At 59.1% G+C, this 19864-nt stretch carries 15 protein-coding genes; 9 read left to right on the forward strand and 6 right to left on the reverse strand.

The window, feature by feature from the left end; genetic code table 11:
• Positions 1–76: 76 nt before the first annotated feature.
• The 3 genes from AUC60_RS26715 to AUC60_RS26725 form a co-directional block, all read right to left on the reverse strand.
• Positions 77–667 (reverse strand): HAD family hydrolase, encoded by a 591-nt coding sequence (locus AUC60_RS26715; RefSeq protein WP_087274498.1) that lies wholly within the window; start codon positions 665–667, stop codon positions 77–79.
• On the reverse strand, positions 664–1533 hold the full coding sequence (gene tesB, locus AUC60_RS26720; RefSeq protein WP_087274500.1) for an acyl-CoA thioesterase II: 870 nt from the start codon (positions 1531–1533) through the stop codon (positions 664–666). The genes AUC60_RS26715 and tesB overlap by 4 nt, the downstream gene beginning before the upstream one ends.
• An 86-nt stretch (positions 1534–1619) precedes the next feature.
• The gene (locus AUC60_RS26725; protein WP_087274501.1) at positions 1620–2189 is read right to left on the reverse strand and encodes a GNAT family N-acetyltransferase; all 570 of its coding nucleotides are present in this window, start codon (positions 2187–2189) and stop codon (positions 1620–1622) included.
• Positions 2190–2312: 123 nt separating this feature from the next.
• Between AUC60_RS26725 and AUC60_RS26730 the strand changes: the two genes are divergently transcribed.
• From AUC60_RS26730 to AUC60_RS26765, 7 genes are all read left to right on the forward strand, one after another.
• Positions 2313–3230, forward strand: a complete 918-nt coding sequence (locus AUC60_RS26730; protein ID WP_087274503.1) for a histone deacetylase family protein — start codon at positions 2313–2315, stop codon at positions 3228–3230.
• Between the two features lie 220 nt (positions 3231–3450).
• Positions 3451–4734 (forward strand): TIGR03862 family flavoprotein, encoded by a 1284-nt coding sequence (locus AUC60_RS26735; RefSeq protein WP_087274505.1) that lies wholly within the window; start codon positions 3451–3453, stop codon positions 4732–4734.
• Positions 4735–5007: 273 nt separating this feature from the next.
• The gene (locus AUC60_RS26745) at positions 5008–5313 is read left to right on the forward strand and encodes a nucleotide pyrophosphohydrolase (RefSeq protein ID WP_087274509.1); all 306 of its coding nucleotides are present in this window, start codon (positions 5008–5010) and stop codon (positions 5311–5313) included.
• A complete protein-coding gene (locus tag AUC60_RS26750) occupies positions 5310–6059 on the forward strand; it encodes a methyltransferase (RefSeq protein ID WP_087274511.1) in 750 nt (249 codons plus the stop codon). The genes AUC60_RS26745 and AUC60_RS26750 overlap by 4 nt, the downstream gene beginning before the upstream one ends.
• Before the next feature lie 87 nt (positions 6060–6146).
• Positions 6147–6773 carry a DUF4136 domain-containing protein gene (locus tag AUC60_RS26755; protein ID WP_087274512.1) on the forward strand — a complete coding sequence of 209 codons (627 nt, stop codon included), beginning with the start codon at positions 6147–6149 and terminating at the stop codon, positions 6771–6773.
• 18 nt (positions 6774–6791) lie between these two features.
• The gene (locus tag AUC60_RS26760) at positions 6792–7349 is read left to right on the forward strand and encodes a DUF4136 domain-containing protein (protein WP_087274514.1); all 558 of its coding nucleotides are present in this window, start codon (positions 6792–6794) and stop codon (positions 7347–7349) included.
• Between the two features lie 573 nt (positions 7350–7922).
• Entirely contained in the window at positions 7923–8696 is a 774-nt protein-coding gene (locus AUC60_RS26765) for a response regulator transcription factor (protein ID WP_087274516.1), read from the forward strand.
• Positions 8697–8708: 12 nt separating this feature from the next.
• Here the strand turns inward: AUC60_RS26765 and pbpC are convergent, their stop codons facing one another.
• Positions 8709–11063 carry a peptidoglycan glycosyltransferase PbpC gene (gene pbpC, locus AUC60_RS26770; protein ID WP_405624552.1) on the reverse strand — a complete coding sequence of 785 codons (2355 nt, stop codon included), beginning with the start codon at positions 11061–11063 and terminating at the stop codon, positions 8709–8711.
• A 230-nt stretch (positions 11064–11293) separates the two neighbouring features.
• Between pbpC and AUC60_RS26775 the strand changes: the two genes are divergently transcribed.
• On the forward strand, positions 11294–11587 hold the full coding sequence (locus AUC60_RS26775; protein ID WP_027898425.1) for a hypothetical protein: 294 nt from the start codon (positions 11294–11296) through the stop codon (positions 11585–11587).
• Between the two features lie 170 nt (positions 11588–11757).
• Here AUC60_RS26775 and AUC60_RS26780 read toward each other — a convergent pair whose 3' ends face one another.
• Positions 11758–16698, reverse strand: a complete 4941-nt coding sequence (locus AUC60_RS26780; protein WP_087274518.1) for an alpha-2-macroglobulin family protein — start codon at positions 16696–16698, stop codon at positions 11758–11760.
• Positions 16699–16913: 215 nt separating this feature from the next.
• Between AUC60_RS26780 and AUC60_RS26785 the strand changes: the two genes are divergently transcribed.
• Positions 16914–18272, forward strand: coding sequence for an MATE family efflux transporter (locus AUC60_RS26785; protein WP_087274520.1), 1359 nt, complete (start codon positions 16914–16916; stop codon positions 18270–18272).
• Here AUC60_RS26785 and AUC60_RS26790 read toward each other — a convergent pair.
• Positions 18244–19656, reverse strand: a complete 1413-nt coding sequence (locus tag AUC60_RS26790) for a contractile injection system protein, VgrG/Pvc8 family (protein ID WP_087274521.1) — start codon at positions 19654–19656, stop codon at positions 18244–18246. The two genes, AUC60_RS26785 and AUC60_RS26790, sit on opposite strands and share 29 nt — an antisense overlap.
• Positions 19657–19864: the final 208 nt, after the last annotated feature.

The following is a 19864-nucleotide window of genomic DNA, read 5'->3' on the forward strand; positions in this document are numbered from 1 at the left end:
TTATCGCGGGCAAGCCCGGCTCCCACAGAGGATGGCGTTCAAATCCAAAGATTCGGATGTTTTTTTGAAGTTGTGATCAATCCAGCAGTGCCCTCAACTCCCCACAATCCTGCGCATGCCAGTCCGCCAATTCCGGCCAGGGATTTTCCGGCAGGTTGACCAGAATGGTCTTTGTGCCAGCCGCCCGCCCGCAATCCAGATCAAAGCGGTAATCCCCCACCATGACCATCTGCGCGGCAGGCACCTGCCACGCACTGGCAAAGTGCAGCAAGCCCGCGGGATCAGGTTTGTGCGGGGCTTCGTCACGACCAAGAATGTCCTCCACCGCAAAACAGTCCGCCAGACCGATGGCCTCCAGCGTTACGTGGGCCAGTTCCCGGGCGTTGCGCGTCAGGATACCCAGACGATAACCCCGCCCGGCCAGATCCCGGACCAGCTCAACAGCGCCCGGCGCAGGTTGCGAAGCCAGAGCCAGTTCCCGCTCATGCTCCAACAGCCAGGCATGTTTGGCTGCGGCGACATCAGCAGGCAATGCCGCCAGATGCCCCAGAATGTCGTGATCCTGCGGGATATCCAGCGCACGCTTGATCGCCGGGAAGTCATGGGCAGCCACGGTCAGCGTGCCGTCCATGTCGAATACCCAGTGACGAATCCCGGAAAGACTCATGCCCAATCCTTGCGATGACGAATCAAACCTTCCTGGCTGACCGACGCCACCAGTTGCCCGGCACGGTTGTACACGCTGCCACGGGAGAAACCACGGGAATTGCCCGCCCATGGGCTGTCCATGGCGTACAACAACCAGTCATCCGCACGCAGATCACCGTGGAACCACAGCGAATGGTCGAGGCTCGCAACCTGCATGTCTTTCTGCCAGACCGTCTTGCCATGCGGCAGCAACGAAGTGGTGAGCAGGTTGAAGTCCGAGGCATAAGCCATCAGGTATTTGTGCAGCGCAGGCACTTCCGGCAGTGCGCCATCGGTACGAAACCAGATGTACTTCACAGCCTCGGTGGGCTGCGGGTTGTAAGGATCGACAGCGGTGACCGGGCGAAACTCGATAGGCTTGGGGCAGAGCATCTTGTCGCGCATGGATTCGGGGATCAGGTGCGCGCGTTGTTGCATCAACTCCAGTTCCGAAGGAAGGTTTTCCGGGCCGACGATCTGCGGCATCGACGTCTGGTGCTCGAACCCCTGCTCGTCGTACTGAAACGAAGCGCTGCAGGTAAAGATCGGCTGGCCTTTCTGGATCGCCGTTACCCGGCGGGTGCTGAAACTGCCACCATCGCGAACCCGGTCCACCTGATACACCACCGGCAAACCGGCATCACCCGGACGCAGAAAATAACCGTGTAACGAGTGCACGTGCCGTGCATCTTCTACTGTCTGACTCGCCGCCGACAACGACTGGCCCAACACCTGCCCACCGAACAGTTGGCGAAAACCAAGGTCCTGGCTGCGACCACGGAACAGGTTCTCTTCAATCGGTTCCAGGCTCAACAGCGCAACCAGATCATCCAACACTTGGCTCATTCATTACTCCTTGCACAAAACTGTTCGCCGGCGCTTCAAGCGTGACACTAGCTGAAATGATACAGAAATTAACGCCGCGAGCCTTTTCAAGCTTGCAGCGTATCCAGCCATTGTTGGCGCGTAATGCGATACAGCACGTGAGGTTGCAATGGATGCCCCGCCGCCAGCTGCGGATGGTTGAAGTCGTCGACGGAGTCGGTGGTCATGCCAATAGCCTGCATGACTTTTTGCGATGGCTCGTTGCTTTGTGCAGTGAACGACACGATCTCATCCACCCCCAAATGCTCGAAACCGCAGCCCAGCGCAGTCCAGGCGGCTTCGCTGGCATAGCCAAGCCCCCAGTGTTCGCGAGCCAGACGCCAGCCGATTTCTATCGCCGGCGTGAAGTGCGACTCAAAACTCACCACACTCAGCCCGGTAAACCCGATGAATTCTCCCGTGTCCTTGCGCTCCAGCGCCCACAAGCCAAAACCCAGCTCGGCAAAGTCCCCACGGATACGACCAATCAATGCAGCACTTTCCAGCCGACTCAAAGGCTCCGGGAAATAACGCATGACGTGGGGATCTGCGCACATATCAGCAAATGCGGCTAAATCGTCGTCTCGCCATTGGCGCATCAACAATCGCGCGCTCTCGAGTTTCAGAATCGGCTCCATCGGTTTCTCCATTAACCGGTCAGTCACTGTGTCGGCCAGTGTAGCTCTGCGGCAAGCCACAAAGCTGGGCGTTCAGGGGGCAATGCTGGCACTATCCGGCTTCGACCTCTGACCGGACGCAAAATGTCCCTGCCGCTCATCTATCACGAAGATTACAGCCCGGACTTTCCGGCTGACCATCGTTTCCCCATGGACAAGTTCCGCCTGCTGCACGATCACCTGATCGACAGCGGCCTGACCAGCGACGCCGCCCTGCTGCGCCCGCAGATCTGCCCGAATGACATTCTGGCACTGGCTCATGACCCTTCTTATATACGCCGTTATATGGAAGGTGAGTTGTCCCGTGAAGATCAGCGTCGTCTGGGCCTGCCATGGAGTGAGGACCTGGCGCGGCGTACCGTACGCGCCGTGGGCGGTTCGTTGCTGACCGCTGAACAAGCCCTCCAGCATGGACTGGCGTGTCATCTCGCGGGTGGTACCCACCACGCGCATTACGACTATCCGGCCGGTTTCTGCATTTTTAATGATCTGGCGGTGATCAGTCAGTACCTGCTGCAAAGCGGTCGCGTCGACAAAGTATTGATCTTCGACTGCGACGTGCACCAAGGCGACGGCACCGCGCGGATTCTTGCTGATACCGAGGACGCCATTACTGTCTCGCTGCATTGCGAAAAGAACTTCCCGGCGCGTAAAGCCGAAAGCGACTGGGACATACCGCTGCCGATGGGCATGGGCGATGACGAATACCTGAAAGTCGTCGATGACCTGCTCAACTACCTGTTGCCGTTCTATCAGCCAGATCTGGTGCTCTACGATGCAGGCGTCGATGTCCATCAGGATGATGCGCTGGGTTATCTGAAGTTGACTGACGCCGGGGTGGCTGCCCGCGATGAAGCCGTATTGCGCCACTGCATCGGACGCAACATCCCGGTCATGGGCGTGATTGGCGGCGGGTACAGCAAAGACCGACAGGCCCTGGCGCGACGGCATGGAATATTGCATCACAGCGCACAGCGGGTCTGGGTGTCTGAGGGGTTGTGAACTCTGTCTCATGACACCATGCAGGATCTGTAGGAGTGAGCTTGCTCGCGATAGCGTTTAATCAGACGAAGTATTTTCGATTGGAAGGTTGCTATCGCGAGCAAGCTCACTCCTACAGGTATGCGCTTCAATTCAAAGGATCGCATGTTGTTTGATGGGAGCGACCGGGGCGCGGTGCAGGTAGAATGCCCCACCAAACCGCAAAGACACGCACCTCGCCATGACTGACATCACGCCGACCATCACCCCCTCAGTCGCCATCATCGGCGGTGGCCCTGCTGGTTTGATGGCAGCCGAGGTGTTAAGCCAGGCCGGGGTCAAAGTCGATCTGTACGACAGCATGCCTTCGGTGGGGCGCAAATTTCTATTGGCGGGCGTCGGTGGCATGAACATCACCCATTCCGAGCCCTACCCTGCCTTCCTTTCCCGCTATGCGGAACGCTCTGGAGATATCGCCCCTTTACTGCGCAGTTTTGGCGCGGATGACCTGTGTGCGTGGATTCACGCCCTTGGTATCGAAACCTTCGTCGGCAGCTCGGGGCGGGTCTTCCCTACGGACATGAAGGCCGCACCACTGCTGCGAGCCTGGCTCAAGCGCTTGCGTGAAAGCGGCGTCACGATCCATACGCGACATCGCTGGCTAGGCTGGGACGCGGCGGGCGATGTACGTATCGCTCATCCCGAAGGCGAAACAACCTTGAGCCCCGATGCGCTGGTGCTGGCGCTTGGCGGCGCAAGCTGGTCGCGACTGGGCTCAGACGGCGCATGGTGGCCACTGCTGGCCGAGCAAGGCGTTGATCTCAAGACGCTGCAAGCCGCCAACTGCGGTTTCGAAGTGACCGGATGGAGCGAGTTGCTGCGCAGCAAGTTCGCGGGCGCTCCGTTGAAAAACATTGGTATCGGTATGCGCGGCCAAACGCCTCGTTTGGGTGAATGTGTGATCACCGACACCGGCGTAGAGGGCAGCCTGATCTATGCCCTGTCGGCGCAGATTCGTGAAGAGATCAATGAGCAGGGCTCTTCTACCGTGCTGATCGATCTGCTGCCGGGTAAGACGCCTTCCGCCATTCAAAAAGCCCTGGAAAAACCCCGGGGCTCACGCTCCATGTCCAAGCACTTGCATAGCCAGTTGGGTATCGATGGGGTGAAAGCCGCCCTGTTGCGCGAATTGGCCCCGCGTGAAGCTTTCGACGATCCAGCGCAACTGAGCCAGGCATTGAAAGCCCTGCCGCTACCCTTGATCAAAGCCCGCCCGCTGGACGAAGCCATTAGTACGGCAGGCGGTGTAACCTTCGAAGCCATGGACCAACGCCTGATGCTCAAGTCACTGCCCGGCGTATTCTGCGCCGGTGAAATGCTCGACTGGGAAGCCCCCACCGGTGGCTACCTGCTCACCGCATGCTTCGCCAGTGGCAAGGCTGCGGGGTTGGGGGTTTTGGAGTGGTTGAAGCAGAGTCAACATAACGCTTCTGTGGGAGATTCGATGTTGGCCTGCAAACGCTGATAGGTAGGAGCGAATTTATTCGCGAGGGCGCCGGTTCATACGCAGCTTATGCATGGCTTTAAGTGCTGCCTTCCCGGATGAAGCGGCGCGCCACGCCCAAGCCTGTGGGAGCAGGGCTTGCCCGCGATAAGGCTGGACGCGATCCAAATCAAACCGCGTAGTCTTCATCGCGAGCAAGCTCTGCTCCCACAGAATTCGCTGATGACGAGGGCAACATAGAATCCCCCGCATAGCCATGGCCAGACACAAACTCTTTGATACTCAGGACACCCCATGAACCTAGAAGAACTCACCCAACGCCTGCACCGCATCCGCGATCAGAACGACTGGAAGCAGTTTCATAGTCCGAAGAACCTGGCCATGGCCGCCAGCGTAGAGATGTCCGAGCTGGTGGAGATCTTCCAGTGGTTGACTGAAGACCAGTCTCGCCAGCTGCCATCCGACAAGCTTGAGCATGCGGGTCAGGAAGTGGGCGATATCATTCTTTATCTACTGCTGCTGTGCAGCGAACTGGGCATCGATATGGACACCGTAGTACGCAGCAAACTGGCCGACAGCGAGCGCAGGTTCGCCAAATGAGTGATCGCCACTTCGACCAACTGGCGACCCGCTTTGCCGAAAAGATCTACGGCGGTGCCAAGGGCGCGATTCGCCTTGCGGTACTTCAGGCTGACCTGACTGAAGCGCTTCCCGAACGCCCGTTGCGCGTGCTGGATATCGGCGCCGGGCTGGGTCATATGTCGCTGTGGCTGGCCGAACGTGGCCATGAGGTCACCCTCGCCGAACCGGCCGCTCCGATGCTCGAAGGCGCTCGACAACGTTTCGCCGATGCAGGCCAGACCGCGACTTTCATTCAAGCGCCATGGCAGGAACTCACCAGCCAGCTACATGAGCCTTACGATCTGGTGTTGTGTCACGCCGTGCTGGAATGGCTGGCCGAGCCCCACACCATCCTGCCGGTACTGCGGCAACTGACCAAGACCGATGGCTGGCTATCCCTGGCGTTCTACAACCGCGACGCGCTGATCTATCGCAACCTGCTCAAAGGTCACTTCAAGAAAATGCGCAAGAACGTCATGGCAGGCGAGAAGCAAAGCCTGACGCCACAACAGCCACTTGATCCGCGTGAACTGGCGGCGCAACTTGACGGGCTGTGGCGTGTCGAAACCCAAAGCGGTGTCAGAGTGTTTCACGACTACATGCCGGTAGAGTTTCAGGCGCGGGCTGAACTGGTGGACCTGCTGGAAATGGAACTGGCACACCGTCGGCATCCCGCCTATGCAGGATTGGGTCGTTACCTGCACTGGGTTTGCCGCCCTCTCTGACTACCGAAATCGCCAGGCTGATCACAGGCAGCCTGGCGTTGCTGATCGCTGCTTCCTGTCTTCGAAGGCCACTTTGCGGAGGCCATGATGAAACGCCGCCTCGTATTGTTTACGCTCTTCCTCGGTCTGGCTGCCTGTCAGACCGATAACCCCTATCGCGCTGATTCCAATCCGCTGCCACCGGCTCCCGCGCAGGCGGCCAATGCCGTCGACATGAGCGCGTACCCTGCCCCGCCTCGTGACTACGGTCGTTATCGCAGCTGGACCTGGCGCAACAATCAATTGCCACCCGGTTCGGCCTGGGCTGATTCGGCGCAAATCGCCGAGGCCGTCAGCAATGGCCTGGACCAAAGGGGCTTACGTCCGGTCCAGAGCACACAGCCAGCGGATCTGCAGGTCAGCGCGCAAACCCGCATGGAGATTCGTACGCGCCAGGTGCGTGACGATTATTACGATCCTTACTACGGCGGCAGCGGCATCGGTTATGGCCACGGTCCGTACGGCAACCGTTACGGCGGTTATGCCAGCGTGCCGATCGTGCGCACTTATCAGGAACAGGTAGTCGTCGTCAGCATCAGCCTGTTCGACGCTCGCAACGGCCAACCGGTGTGGAGCGCCAGCGCCGAGACGCGTAACGGCAGTGATCAATCGGATCGCTCCAAGGCGCTTCGCCAAGCTGTGCAAAAGGCACTGAGCGCGTATCCTCCTTCCTGACATCTTCGGAGAACTGCCATGTTTCGCCGTCTTGCTCTGCTGTCCCTGCTCGTGCTGCTCAGTGCGTGCCAAACCAACCAGATCAATCGTGACTTCGACGCCAGTCGTGACTTTGGCGGCTACCGCAGCTGGAGCTGGAAGGAGCCCGGCGTGCAGTATCAGCCGGATGACCCTCGGATCAAAAGCGACCTGACCGACCAGCGTATTCGCCAGTCAATCGGCGAGCAGCTCGACCAGCGCGGCCTGCGCATGGCGCCATCCGGTACTAACGGCGATCTGAAGGTCCAGGCATGGCTGATCATGGAAAACCGCCAGCAACTGGTCAGTACCAATTACGGTGGGGGATGGGGCCCTTGGGGTGGTTACGGCTACTGGAACGCGCCGATGACCGAAACCCGCAGCGTGGACTACAAAGTCACCACCCTGCAGATCGACCTGTTTGACGGCAAGGACGGGAAGCTGGTCTGGCGTGGCAGCACCGAGCGCATCCTCAACCAGGACAACGCCCCGAACGCCCGCGAAACGGCTATTCGGCAGACGGTTGCGAAGATTCTGGAGCAATATCCGCCCCGTTGATTCGGTTGATTAGTTGTCGGGGGGCTGACGATACCGCCCCCCGTTTTTTTACATAGATAGTTATTAAGAGTAAGTACACGCTACTTCAATACGTTAACCCGCTTGCGCCATCGAACTTGATAAAACGTCAAAAATACTTCCCAACATGGGTATGCATTGCTTATCGGCGCCAAAATATTGGATCCAATAAGTAACACTATCGTCTAAAAGCGCGACATCTGTAGGAGTGAGCTTGCTCGCGATCCCGTCAGTTCAGGCGATAAATGCTTTCACCAAGAAACCAGATCGCGAGCAAGCTCACTCCTACAAGGTCCGCGCCTCCTCACACCAGCGATGTGTAGTGACGCGGGAAAGTTCCTGAGTGAACGCATTCACCCTTCAGGATGCGTATTGAGTTAACAACTCCATGAAAGAAAATATCCACTAGTCGCAAACCCGGTTAACACTATGTACATAACGCGAAAGTCTGACTACGGTAGTGAAGGTCTCATGGAACACGTGACCTAGATCGTATCGATAAAGCGTGAGTTCGACTCTGACAACGCTTTGTATTTCGCAGACAGGGAGTAGCGCGTGAACACCAATTCTTCAGTGAAAGTACTAGTCGTCGATGATCAACCCTCCGTTGTGAACGAACTGAGCGGTTTTTTACAACGCAACGGCTACGAATGTGCTGGCAGTTACTCCAGCAAAGAAGCACTTGAACAATTTCGCAACGACCCTGACGTCGGCATCGTCCTGTGTGACTTGCATATGCATGAGTCCAATGGTGTTGAGCTGGTAGAGGCGTTCAAGCAGGCCGCCGGTAAAAAGCGCGTCTTCGAGACCATCGTCCTGACCGTCAACGACGACAAGCAGGATGTGATCAAAGCGTTGCGCGCCGGTGTTGCCGATTACTTCCAGAAGCCGGTGAATCTCCATGAAGTGCTCGAAGGCGTCCAGCGTCAGGAAGCCGTCCTTCATGAGCGGCAAAAGAGTTACCGCCAACTGGGCGAACTCAACGAAAAGCTGCGGTTTCTCGCCGCGTCCATTGATGGTCTGTATGAAGATCTGGACCAGCTCCGTCGCCCGTCACTCCCAACTCCAAGTGTTGACGAAGACGCCGACGGCGAAGTGGATCTGTCGATTCTCTTTGCGCCCCTCTCCCCTCGTCAGCAAGATGTAGCCCGACTGGTCGCCAAAGGCCATACCAACTATCAGATCGGCTGCAAGCTGGGCATCACTGAAAACACGGTCAAGCTGTACGTGTCGCAAATACTGCGCCTGACCCACATGCATAACCGCACGCAACTGGCACTGGCCATGTCGCCGAGCGGGGCTGGTCGGCAACGGGATACGGCTCATTAAGCGTCAGGTGGATCAGTCGACGGTATCGAAGACAACTCTCGCCGTCTGACCGCTTTCATCCAGCACGCTCAGTTCATAACGACCCAGTCGGGTAAGGGTCGGGATGAAAGAGGTCTGATTGTCGGTGTCGGCCATCGGCACGCCGTCGATAAACCACCAGCGACGACCACTGCCGCCCAAGGCTGAAAGAGTAAGGCGCAGCGCCTGACGACTGCCTGCTGGCAAGCGCAGGTGATCGCCCTCACGCACGCCGACGATCGACAGTGGCGGCGCCAGACTCAGACCTTGTGGCGGGCACGCAGGATCGACTGCGGGCAGACGCGCTTCCCTGCGTTCATCACGCGCCAGCCATGGTTCGAGGGCGGCAGGCCACAGAATCAGGGTTTGCGCCTGCGCTCCTGGACAGCCCGCCGCAACCCGCAAGCCCTGAGCATTGACCCAGATTTTTTCCTGCAGCCCCAATCCCAACGGTTGATCGACGGCCTGCAAGGTTGGCGGCGTGGTGCCCTCCAGCGTCCAGGCAAACCGCTGCCTGCGACAATTCGGATCGTTCTTGCTCATGGGCTGGCCCAGCGGCCAACAAATCGCTGCCACGCCCACGCTCGACGGCACTGGCTGAATCGGCGCGGAGATCCCTCGCTGACTGTCCCGATTAGCCAGCACGTCATGAACCTGCAACATCAACGGCGCGGCCGAAGCCAGGCCAAACTGCCCCGGCACCGGCGTGCCGTCGGGACGACCGATCCACACACCGACCAGAAAACGCGGGCCAACACCAATCGCCCAGGCATCACGAAAGCCATAACTGGTGCCGGTTTTCCAGGCCAGTTGCGGACGCTGCACCAGTTCAGCGTGAGGATCGAGATCCGGCCGGGACTGACCGCTGAGAATCTTGCGAACAATCCACGCAGCGCCCGGTGACATCATGCGTCGCTCGCGCAGTGGCGCATCGGGTTGCAGGCGGATATCAGCGCTGCGTCCGCCCCGGGCGAAAGCGCTATAACCACCAACCAGATCCTCCAGACGACTGCCAACGCCGCCCAGAATCATCGCCAGATTCGGTTCGGCCAGCGGCGGCAAGGTCAACGGCACTCCGCCGTTGCGCAATTCGGCGGCAAACCGCTTCGGTCCGTAGGCTTCCAGTAGCTGTACCGCTGGCAAGTTGAGGGACATCGACAACGCCGAACTGGCAGCCACCGCTCCGCTGAACCCCGCCGCGAAGTTACCCGGTCGGTAGTCGCCGTAGTGGCGTGGCACGTCCTGCATCAGGGATTCGGAATGGATCAGCCCGGCATCCATCGACAGCCCGTACAGAAAAGGTTTGAGAGTCGAGCCTGGCGAACGCAGGGCGCTGATCATGTCCACATGGCCAAAACGCTTGGCGTCGTTGATGTCCACCGAACCGACGTAAGCGCGTACCGCCATGCTCTGCGACTCGACCACAAGGATCGCCGCCGAAGTGCGCTCGGGTAATCGGGCACGCCAGCCCAACAGTAAATCTTCAAGGCGACGCTGCAGACCGGCATCCAGCGTGGTGCGAATCAACGGCGGACTGTCGGGGCGATTCAAACGCCGCGCCAGCAATGGAGCAAGGCTTGGCTCCTGACGCGGGGCCAGCAGCAACGGCTCTTCCAGCGCTTCGTCCACCGCCCGTTGCGGCCAGACCTGGAACTGCGCCAGACGCTTGAGCACCTTGTCCCGTGCAACCTGCGCCCGCTGTGGATGACGATCAGGCCGCAAGCGACTCGGCGCTTGGGGCAACACCGCCAACATTGCCGCTTCAGAGCGGGTCAGTTGCTGCGGTGACTTGCCCAGATAGGCCCAGCTGGCGGCGGCAACCCCCTGCAAAGTACCGCCAAACGGCGCGCGATTGAGGTAGATGGCGAGAATCTCGTCCTTGGAAAGGTGCCATTCCAGTTGCATCGTGCGCCACAGTTGTCGCACCTTGCCGGGCAAGGTTCGCGGATGCGGGTCGAGCAGCCGCGCCACTTGCATCGACAACGTGCTGCCGCCCGATACCACCCGAGCGCCCTTGAGGTTCTGCCACGTCGCTCGCACCAGCGACAGTGGATTGACCCCGGGATGGCTGTAGAACCAGCGATCTTCGTAAGTCAGTAATGCTTCGATGTAATACGGCGAAACCTGATTGATCGACACCGGATAACGCCATACCCCGTCAGCATCGGCAAAGCGCCAGAGCGGCGTCCCGTCTTCGGCCAGCACCACACGCGCCAGATCGTCCTTCGGTAATGGCAACGGCCAAAGACGGTCGGCGAGCCAGAGCAGGGTGATGATCAATGCCAATCCGGCAATAAGCCCATACAGGCACTGTGTGGCTAACCTGTGGGAGCGGTGCTTGCCCGCGATAGGGCCGGACGCGATTGGCCTGATATCTTCGGGGCCCTTATCGCGGGCAAGCACCGCTCCCACAGATTCCGTGGTTCCCAAAGGTTGCACAGGTCTCCGGCGCTTGAAGAATCGTGACAATATTCCCGGTTTCAAGGCAAAACGCCCTTACACTCCACGGAACTCGCCGCACCCATTGATAGCCAAAGCGAACAGTCGCCTTTTCTCATGACCTTCATCAGGACGCACATATGCAGGTAGAAAGCTTTTTTGAATGGTTGGGCCAGGCGCTCGGCGCCGTCATCCGGTTTATCGTCGATGGACTGGAATGGTTCTTCAATCTCTTCGCCAGCGCGGGCGGAAATTTTGTTGATGGGTTATCCCGCACCTTGGGCATGGACACTTCACTGGTCAGCATCCTGGCATTGATCGTCGGTTTGCTGTTCCTGTACTCGGCGATCCGCGCATTCATGCGCGCTTCAATCATCATGGGCATCATTTGGCTGGTGCTGGGCCTGTGGCTGCTGAGCTGGATTATTCATTGATGCGCCCTGACCTGTAGGAGCGCACGAGCACCGCGAGGCCGCGATAGCGTCCTGCCTGATTCACCGCCATCGCGGCCTCGCGGTGCTCGTGCGCTCCTACAGTTCCAATGTTTGCTGCGCGACAGCGCGGTGTCAGTGACACAGGGCAGCTCCTACAGGGATTTGCATACTTACTTACCCTTCACCACCATCTGCGCAGCCGCTTCACCCAGCGCTTGCCAGTTCGGCCGATACATCGACTCCACTTGCGGCGGCGGTACGCGATAGACACCCGGGGTCACGGCGCGAGCCAGGTACAGCAGGTGCACCGTGTTGTAGCCATTCAAATCCAGCGCAGCAACGAAGCGATCACCGCGGTATTCCTGATGTTTGATACCGGCATTCTCCATCGACTGGCGCCACTCTTTTACTGACTCGCTGGCGTCTTCCAGGCTGGCAGCGCTTTGCGCCAGATTCTGGTTTTCCAGCTCCAGACCGGCAGGCAACAGATCCACGACCAGTGCATCCGGTACCCGTTGCTGAGCTTTGACCTCAATGTGCACCAGCAACAGCTGGCCGCTTTTCAACGCGTTTAGGTTGGCAGGTTCGCCATCAAGACCAAGGTACTCACGACGAATACTGAGGTTCTCGCCTCCGGCCACCGGTGCCTGAGTCGGATACCCCGAAAGCGTCAGTTGCTGATACAGCGTCGCACCGCCCTGATTCTGCACAGACATCGGCGAAGCCAGCAAAGGCCCTTCAAGTTTGAGACCTGGCTGTTCGTTGCTCAGCTCGCGACTTTCAGCGCCTGCATGAAGCGTCGCCGCCCATTTGCTTTCCGGCTTGCCCAACAGATCACGTCCCGCGAGGAACAGCGCGTTACGCTCCTGAGTGGACAGATAGCGGCTCGCCGCCACTTCATCTGCCAGAGCAAACAGGCGCTGGTCGCGCTTGTCCGCTGCCAGATTGTTTTCTTCCAGCAGCGCCAGGATCAACGCCTGATCACGCAGCGGACTGCCGTAATCGGCGAGCCATTCGTTGCCTTTACGGCCTGCTGCCAGACCGGCCAGCATGGCTTGATCGGCACGCGGCTTGTCGCCCATCTTCTCCAGTGCCACCGACAGCTGCACCAGCGGTAAACCGGAGCGGGCATCGGTGCGACGATCAAACAGACTGCGCAAGGCGCCCAGCGGAGCTTGCTGACTGCGAGACAACACCAGACCTGCATAGGCTTGCACCGCAAAGCGCGTGTGCTCGGCGTTCTGGCTGTAACTGACTTCGATCTGGTTGCGCTCCTGCAGATAACGCAGCAGGCGCTCATTGGCTTTCTTCAGCGCATCGGGCGGCACTGCAAAACCCTGATCACGCGCCCGCAACAGGAAGTCGGTGACGTAAGCCGTCAGCCAGTATTCTTCCTCGCCATCGGCATTCCACAACCCGAAGCTGCCGTTATGACGCTGCATGCCCAACAACCGCTCGATACCTAACTCGACCTTGCGCTTGCGCACGGCATCGGCTTCGCCTTTGATGCCCAAGCGCTTGAGAGTGGCGGCATCCGCATAGAGCGATGGATAAAGCCCGCTGGCGGTCTGTTCGAGGCAGCCATAGGGGTAGGCTTCCAGAGCGCGAATCTGCTCACCCAGATTGAGCGGCGGACGACTAGACACCGACAGCATGGCTTCGCGACCGGCAGGTTCGAACGCATCGAGCGCGCCTTCCGGCAGGTTCCACGGCTGCTCATTCAGGGTTGTGCGGTAATGCTTGAGCATCGCCGGATAAACCGGACGTACGCCGATGGTCCACTCTCGGGAGAACGGCGGCAGGTTTTCGTCCGGCAACGCCAACCCGTTTACCACGACCTTGAACTTGCCCTGCCCCAGCCCGCCCTCGGCGCGCACCGGAATACGCAACGTTGTACGTTCACCCTGTGCCAGTTGCACGCTCTGGCTGAGTTGACCATTGGCAAGACTCAACTGGCCTTCAGCGGTGGCTTGCACCGTGAGCTTTTGCGCCTGACCGGACAGATTAGAAAGGTCCAGCGCTACCGTAGTCTGATCGCCACCGGCAAGGAAACGCGGGGCAGACAGCTCGGCAATGATCGGAGCGGCCACTACGGTTTTCGCTTCGGCCATGCCGTAGCGCTCGCCGGTCCAGGCCTGGGCCATGATGCGCAACTCGCCGTTGAAGTCCGGAATGTCGACGCTGACTTCACCTTCGCCCTGCTCGTTAAGGGTGACCGGCGCGCTTTGCAACGCCACGATCGTCACCGACGTATCAGGACGTTTGCCGCCCTTGGCCAGGGCGTCACCACCGAAAGCCAGACTGGCCAGACGGTTGCGACCGGCTTCGATCAACTGCCCGTAAACATCCAGCTGATCGGCACCATACTCTTTGCGGCCAAACAAACTGGCAAATGGATCCGGCGTGGCGTAACGGGTGATATTGAGGATGCCTACGTCCACCGCAGATACCAACACGTGGACTTCTTTAGGCACGCTGCCATCGGAATTTTTCGCCGCAACCTTGAGCTTCAATGGCTGTTTGGGACGCATTTTTTCAGGTGCAGTCACCGTCAACGCCAGTTTGCGCGGCGAGCGATCCAGTGGCAGATGCAACACACCGACCGCACGTTTAGGGGTGACGTTGGCCTTGCGTTCACCAGGACGAACCACCAGTGCACTCACATACAAATCATGCCGCGCCCATTGCTTGTCCAGCGGCACATCGAAACTCTTGCCCTCGGCAGGTACGTCAATCTCTTGCCACCACAGCGGCCCCTCGCTGGACTCAACCAGCAAATAACCCTTGCCTGCGGCAGGCGGCGTAACCGTGACCTTGGCCGTATCGCCATCGGTGTAGCCCGGTTTATCCAGCGCCAGCTTGACCTGATCGGGACGCACCGCACCGCCTTCCGCGTTGTCCTGCCAGCGATAACCCGCCCAGAAACGCAGACTGCTGATCAAACCGGTTGCAGGATCTTCGACTTCAACCCGATAAGGGCCCCATTCCACCGGAAAAGTAACCTTGGCGGTCGAGTCTTGCTTGATGTTGATGGTTTCTTCGCTGAGGTTGAGGAATTTCTCGTTGAAGTGATAACTCCAGCCTTCGCTGTCCGAGTAATTCCAGTAATAGTCACGACGCTCGCGAACCAGACGGACTTTGACGTTATCGGCCGCCAGCTTATTGCCCGCGTAGTCGGCGACCAGCACTTCAAACTCAACCGGGCCGTCACCATCGGTCTGCGGCATGCCGCTGGCTTCATCGTATTCATCGTTGCTGCCCGGATTGCTACCGAACAGAGGGCGCAGCCCCGGCATCTGCTCGGCAGGCCACACCGGCTGCACCAGCCGTCGAGTGATCGGGCGACCACCGGACTCTTGCAGACTGGCTTGCAGGATCAACTGCACCGGCGACTTGGCGTTCGACCATTTGCTTTCAACGTCCAGGCTCAGCTTGCCCTGTGCGTCCAGGGTGCTGGCTTCGAGCTCCAGATCCTGCTTGAGCTCTTGCTCGGTGATCGAGCCAAACTGATAACCCGGCAAGCCCGGCACCGCTTCGCGCAACGGCCTTACGTAGAGCAAACCGGTCAGATTATTGCCGGACGCCGGAGCACCGTAGAGGTAACGGCCGGTGATATCGAACACCGCGTTTTCGGTTGTGGCGATGGGGGTTTCGCTGCCTTTGATTTCCAGCGCCAGCCGCTCTGGCAGGAAGTCTTCGACCTGAAACTCATACAACTGCGGCTTGCCGTCCCCCAGATCAAACACCAACTGCCAGCGCCCGGTCGGAGCCTCGTCCGCCAGTTGCAGCTGATATTGATACAAGCCCGATTTGTCTGCGTCCCAGACAAACTTGCGGCTGACCTGCTCGTCCGGTCGACGCACTTCTACGGTAATCGGTTGGGGTTTTACATCCTTGCCGTCGATGTCGCGCAGCAAGCCGTTAAGCAGCACCGTTTCCCCCGGACGATACAAATCCCGTGGGCCGAAAATGAAAAACTGTAGAGGATGGGCTTGCGGTCCGGTGATGTCGAACTCAGCCAGATCCAGCGCCGAGCTGTCCAGGCGCAACATGCTGGTCTGCTCGTCTTTATGCGCCAGCAGCACAGCAGCCTTGATCGGCAGCGGCAACTCGGCATGGCCGGCAGCGTCGGTTTTTGCCTGACCAATGACGTTGCCTTTGCTGTCATAAAGCTCCAGCTCGACACCGCTCAAAGCTTTACCGCCCTCAAGCGCCTGGGTGAAAGCATCAAGACGATTGGCGTAGCGATGCACCGACAAACCGATGTCACTGAGGGTGAACAGAGTGGCTGGATTGGAGTAGGTGTAAGTGCCAGAGGCGCGCATCACCGCCAGATAAACCCCTGGGCCTTGCAGCGCTTTGCTTCCGGCAATCGGCAACAACAGGGTTTCCCGGGTGTTGCGCGCCGGGTTCAGGTCAAAGCGCCCTTCGTAAACCAGATCAGCCTTGTCCAACAGATCTTTTGATTCGTAATACTCGATGCTCGATGCACCGCGCCAATTGCTGAGAAAGGCTGGCAACGCATCGGGTTTGACCCGGAAGAACTCGACGTTGACCTTGTCGACATTCAGCGCGATTACCGGCAAACCTTCAGCCAGACGAGTCGGCAGCAGGCTGCCACGGCTGGCGAAACCGACGGTGGGCTGCAGGTCCGCAGTCTCCAGGCGGCTGATGAATTCCGCTGCCAGTTTGGCTTTATTGACGCCGATCAGGCCCGCATCCACCGTGAGCACCAGTTTGCGCTTGGGCTCAAGATGCCGCAGACGCAGTTCCATCAGGTTGTCGGACAGCTCCCATGCGCCGTCGACCTTGCCATTCTTGCTGTCCACCAGATGCAGTTTTTCAGCGAACTTCTGCTCCGGGTCGAGCGGCACGGAAAAGCTCACCGACAAAGTGCTCGCCCCATCCAGCTGAATTTCCGAAACGTCCACGACGGTCAAGTCGCGGCCCTCATAACGCTTGCTCAACGCCGGAAGATCAATCGCTGGCTTGGGCTTGTTCGACTCCACCGCCACAGGTTGTGACGCCGGGGCAGGTTTGTCCGGAGCAGAAGAATCACAGGCGCTCAGCAGCGCAAGCGCGCAGGCCAGAAACAGTCCTTTGTTAAACATGGGGCACTCATCGGCGGCAGGTTGAGAGAGGTAACTATATAGCAGGCATATGACCGGAGATGTCAGAGCGCGAGAATAGACAGCCGGTTTGAGACTTTGTTCTCAGGGGGCTGCGTAGGAAAAGTGGATAGGGATTGTAGGGCCGCAGGTTTCAGTGTGGGGTCCCACTGAATGACTGGATACCTCTACAATGCCCGCCTTGTCCGGGAGCCTTCATGTCCAATTTGCTTGATGACTGGCGCGATCGCGCTACCCACCGCCGGGTCTGGGCGTTGGCTGCGCCGATGATTCTGTCGAACATTTCCGTGCCCATGGTGGCACTGGTCGACAGCGCGGTGATTGGCCATCTGCCCCACGCCCATCAACTGGGTGCAGTGGCTGTAGGCTCGACCCTCTACACCTTTCTTGCCTGGACCATGGGTTTTCTGCGCATGGGCACCACCGGCTTTGCGTCCCAGGCTGCGGGGCGCAATGACGGTTCGGCGTTACGTCAGATCCTGCTGCAAGGGCTGCTGCTGGCCATGGGACTGGCGCTATTGCTCGGCGTAATCGGCCTGCCGTTCAGCCATCTGGCGCTGAGCCTGATGCAGCCATCGGCTGACCTGCAACAACTGACAGAGGAATTCTTCCATACCCGACTCCTGGGCCTGCCCGCCGCGCTGGCCGGTTATGCACTGGTCGGCTGGTTTCTGGGCACCCAGAACGCACGCGCGCCGCTGATAATTCTGTTGACCACCAATCTGGTCAACATCGCCCTGAACCTGTGGTTCGTGCTCGGGCTGGACTGGGGCGTTGTCGGCTCAGCCCGGGCTTCGGTCATTGCCGAGTGGACGGGCGCACTGCTGGGTCTGGCATTGACGCAGAAAACCCTGCTCGCCTGGCCCGGCCAAGTATTGTGGCCAGCCCTGAAACGTTGGGAAAACTGGCGGCCACTATTGGCTGTAAACCGCGACATATTCATCCGCAGCCTGGTGCTGCAATCGGTGTTTTTCCTGATTACCGTTCAGGGCGCACGGCTGGGTGATGCAACGGTGGCCGCCAATGCGCTGCTGCTCAATGGTTTGCTGCTCACCGCCCATGCGCTGGACGGGCTGGCTCATGCAGTTGAAGCACTGTGCGGCCATGCGATCGGCGCCAGAAACAAGCTCGCGTTGCGCCGCTCACTGACCGTCGCCGGAGGCTGGTCGCTGATTGCCAGCGTGGCCTTCGCGCTGCTGTTTCTGGTGGCCGGGCATCTGTTCATCAGCATGCAGACCGACATCGTCGAGGTCCGCGAAACGGCCTTTATCTATTTACCTTATCTGGCCGCGCTGCCCTTGCTGGCAGTCTGGAGTTACCTGCTCGACGGCCTGTTCATCGGCGCCACCCGCGCCCGGGAAATGCGCAACACCATGTTGGTCAACATGCTGCTTATCGCGCCGTTCGCGTTTGGGCTGCAAAGTTTTGGCAACCATGGCTTATGGCTGACTCTGCTGCTGTTCATGCTGCTACGGGCCTTGACCCTGGGGTTTGTCACTTGGCAACTGAGCAAGCGCGGCGCCTGGTTCAGCGCTCCGGGTCAACATCAAGCGTAACCCCGGCAGTCAGCAGGATTTGCGGGCTGCTCAGCTTCACCCCGGCAGCATCAATGCTCAGCGTGCTGTCGCCGACAGTGAAGGAGAGCTCGCAGCCTTGTTGATAACTGATCCGCGCGCCGCCCTCGATCTGAATCCAGGACTCGCCGTCCACAGCCGCCATGGCCCCAAGATTCATCTCAAGCTTTTCAGGCAGCGATGACGCTTGCGGTGGATCGGCGATGACGTCCGTGGATTGCCAAACACAGGCGCTGATCAGTGGCCGCCCCATGTCCCCGTCGATAAAACTCACGACCACCTGCATGCCCCCACGCAGTGCCGTGTTCAGATGCGAGGCCACCGGCAACCAACAGTTGGTACAAGCAGCGCCCTGCCCTGAATAAGTCCAGTCGAACTGCACATTGATCCGGCCTTCGGCGTCAGGGCTGACAGGCTCATCTAACGCGCCGACCACATGAGCGCACTGGATTGTCGCGACACAGCCTTGCGGCAATAGCGGCGGTTTGAAACCCGACTCCCACGGGGCAACCTGAAAATGATTGATGTACATGCCTTTCTGGACGGCGGTTACGTTGCTCAGTTGGCCAGGATCAAAGCCGTGGTGCGTCACGGCAGTCACCAGCCACAGATGATTCATACCTGCGTCCGGATGCCCCTTGAGCGGCAACAAATGCCCGGAGGAAACGAACGGCAACGTGCTTTCACCTTCCCCCTTCTGACGCGTGCGATCAGCTTGCTCATCGTCCACCTCCAACACCCTGAAGCGAGTCACCCCAGCCTGCATCGGCACCTGCTGAAAGTTCGCCGTTGATGTCCGACGAAAGACCCGCAAGCCATCGCCGAATACCTGCTCATGGCCTTTCCTGGAATGGCGAAAGTGGTAGTGAATGCCCTCTTGCGCACACAGGCGCTGCACAAACTGCAAGTCCGACTCGCGGTACTGCGCACAGAAATCGCGCTTGCAGTACTCGGCCCGAAGATCGAAGCGATAACTGTCATCCCGGATACCGTGCTCTGACAGCACCCGACTGATGATTTGCGGCGCAGTCAGGTGCTGAAAAACCCTGGGGGTATAGCGTTGCGCGAGACAGGCGAGCCGAGGTCCGATGGACAGCCGATAACACGCAGGCCCCGGCTTGAAATGGCTGCGCACAACGCTGTGGATCTGCCCGTGAAAACCTGTTTTCTCCCCTTGGAAACTCAAAAATGCAGCGCGATACATCAGCCCCTGTTGATCCAGATGCGGCTCGTCGATCAACACTTCCAGATCAAGGACAAATGGCTCGCTGATGGCTTCCTTCCCGGTAAACGACAAGACCTGCAACCCCCGGAACAGAGGAGTTATGTCCAGACTAAAGTGATGAGCGACAGCGGGGCCGGGCATGGGTGGCTTCTCTACAGGAACGCGACCGTGGATTCTGGCCGAGAAGATCCGTCGGGTAGAGAGCGAAACGAAGAATAGGACGTTGCCTACAGAGGAATAGGAAAGTGGAGCAGAGAAGATGGTCTTAAGCTGGAATGCAGTCAAATGTGGGAGCGGTGCTTGCCCGCGATAAAGGCAACACGGTCTGAAGGATAAACCGAGGTGTTCT

It is taken from the genome of Pseudomonas caspiana (genome assembly GCF_002158995.1).
In the GTDB taxonomy this organism is placed as follows: Bacteria; Pseudomonadota; Gammaproteobacteria; order Pseudomonadales; family Pseudomonadaceae; genus Aquipseudomonas; species Aquipseudomonas caspiana.

Excerpts from the sequence above, each read along its gene's own strand:
- AUC60_RS26780 (WP_087274518.1), bottom strand. The coding sequence starts at position 16,698 with ATGTTTAACAAAGGACTGTTTCTGGCCTGCGCGCTTGCGCTGCTGAGC.
- AUC60_RS26735 (WP_087274505.1), top strand. The coding sequence starts at position 3,451 with ATGACTGACATCACGCCGACCATCACCCCCTCAGTCGCCATCATCGGC.
- AUC60_RS26715 (WP_087274498.1), bottom strand. The coding sequence starts at position 667 with ATGAGTCTTTCCGGGATTCGTCACTGGGTATTCGACATGGACGGCACG.
- AUC60_RS26775 (WP_027898425.1), top strand. The coding sequence starts at position 11,294 with ATGCAGGTAGAAAGCTTTTTTGAATGGTTGGGCCAGGCGCTCGGCGCC.
- AUC60_RS26785 (WP_087274520.1), top strand. The coding sequence starts at position 16,914 with ATGTCCAATTTGCTTGATGACTGGCGCGATCGCGCTACCCACCGCCGG.
- AUC60_RS26730 (WP_087274503.1), top strand. The coding sequence starts at position 2,313 with ATGTCCCTGCCGCTCATCTATCACGAAGATTACAGCCCGGACTTTCCG.
- AUC60_RS26790 (WP_087274521.1), bottom strand. The coding sequence starts at position 19,656 with ATGCCCGGCCCCGCTGTCGCTCATCACTTTAGTCTGGACATAACTCCT.
- AUC60_RS26750 (WP_087274511.1), top strand. The coding sequence starts at position 5,310 with ATGAGTGATCGCCACTTCGACCAACTGGCGACCCGCTTTGCCGAAAAG.
- AUC60_RS26755 (WP_087274512.1), top strand. The coding sequence starts at position 6,147 with ATGAAACGCCGCCTCGTATTGTTTACGCTCTTCCTCGGTCTGGCTGCC.
- AUC60_RS26725 (WP_087274501.1), bottom strand. The coding sequence starts at position 2,189 with ATGGAGCCGATTCTGAAACTCGAGAGCGCGCGATTGTTGATGCGCCAA.
- tesB (WP_087274500.1), bottom strand. The coding sequence starts at position 1,533 with ATGAGCCAAGTGTTGGATGATCTGGTTGCGCTGTTGAGCCTGGAACCG.
- AUC60_RS26760 (WP_087274514.1), top strand. The coding sequence starts at position 6,792 with ATGTTTCGCCGTCTTGCTCTGCTGTCCCTGCTCGTGCTGCTCAGTGCG.
- AUC60_RS26745 (WP_087274509.1), top strand. The coding sequence starts at position 5,008 with ATGAACCTAGAAGAACTCACCCAACGCCTGCACCGCATCCGCGATCAG.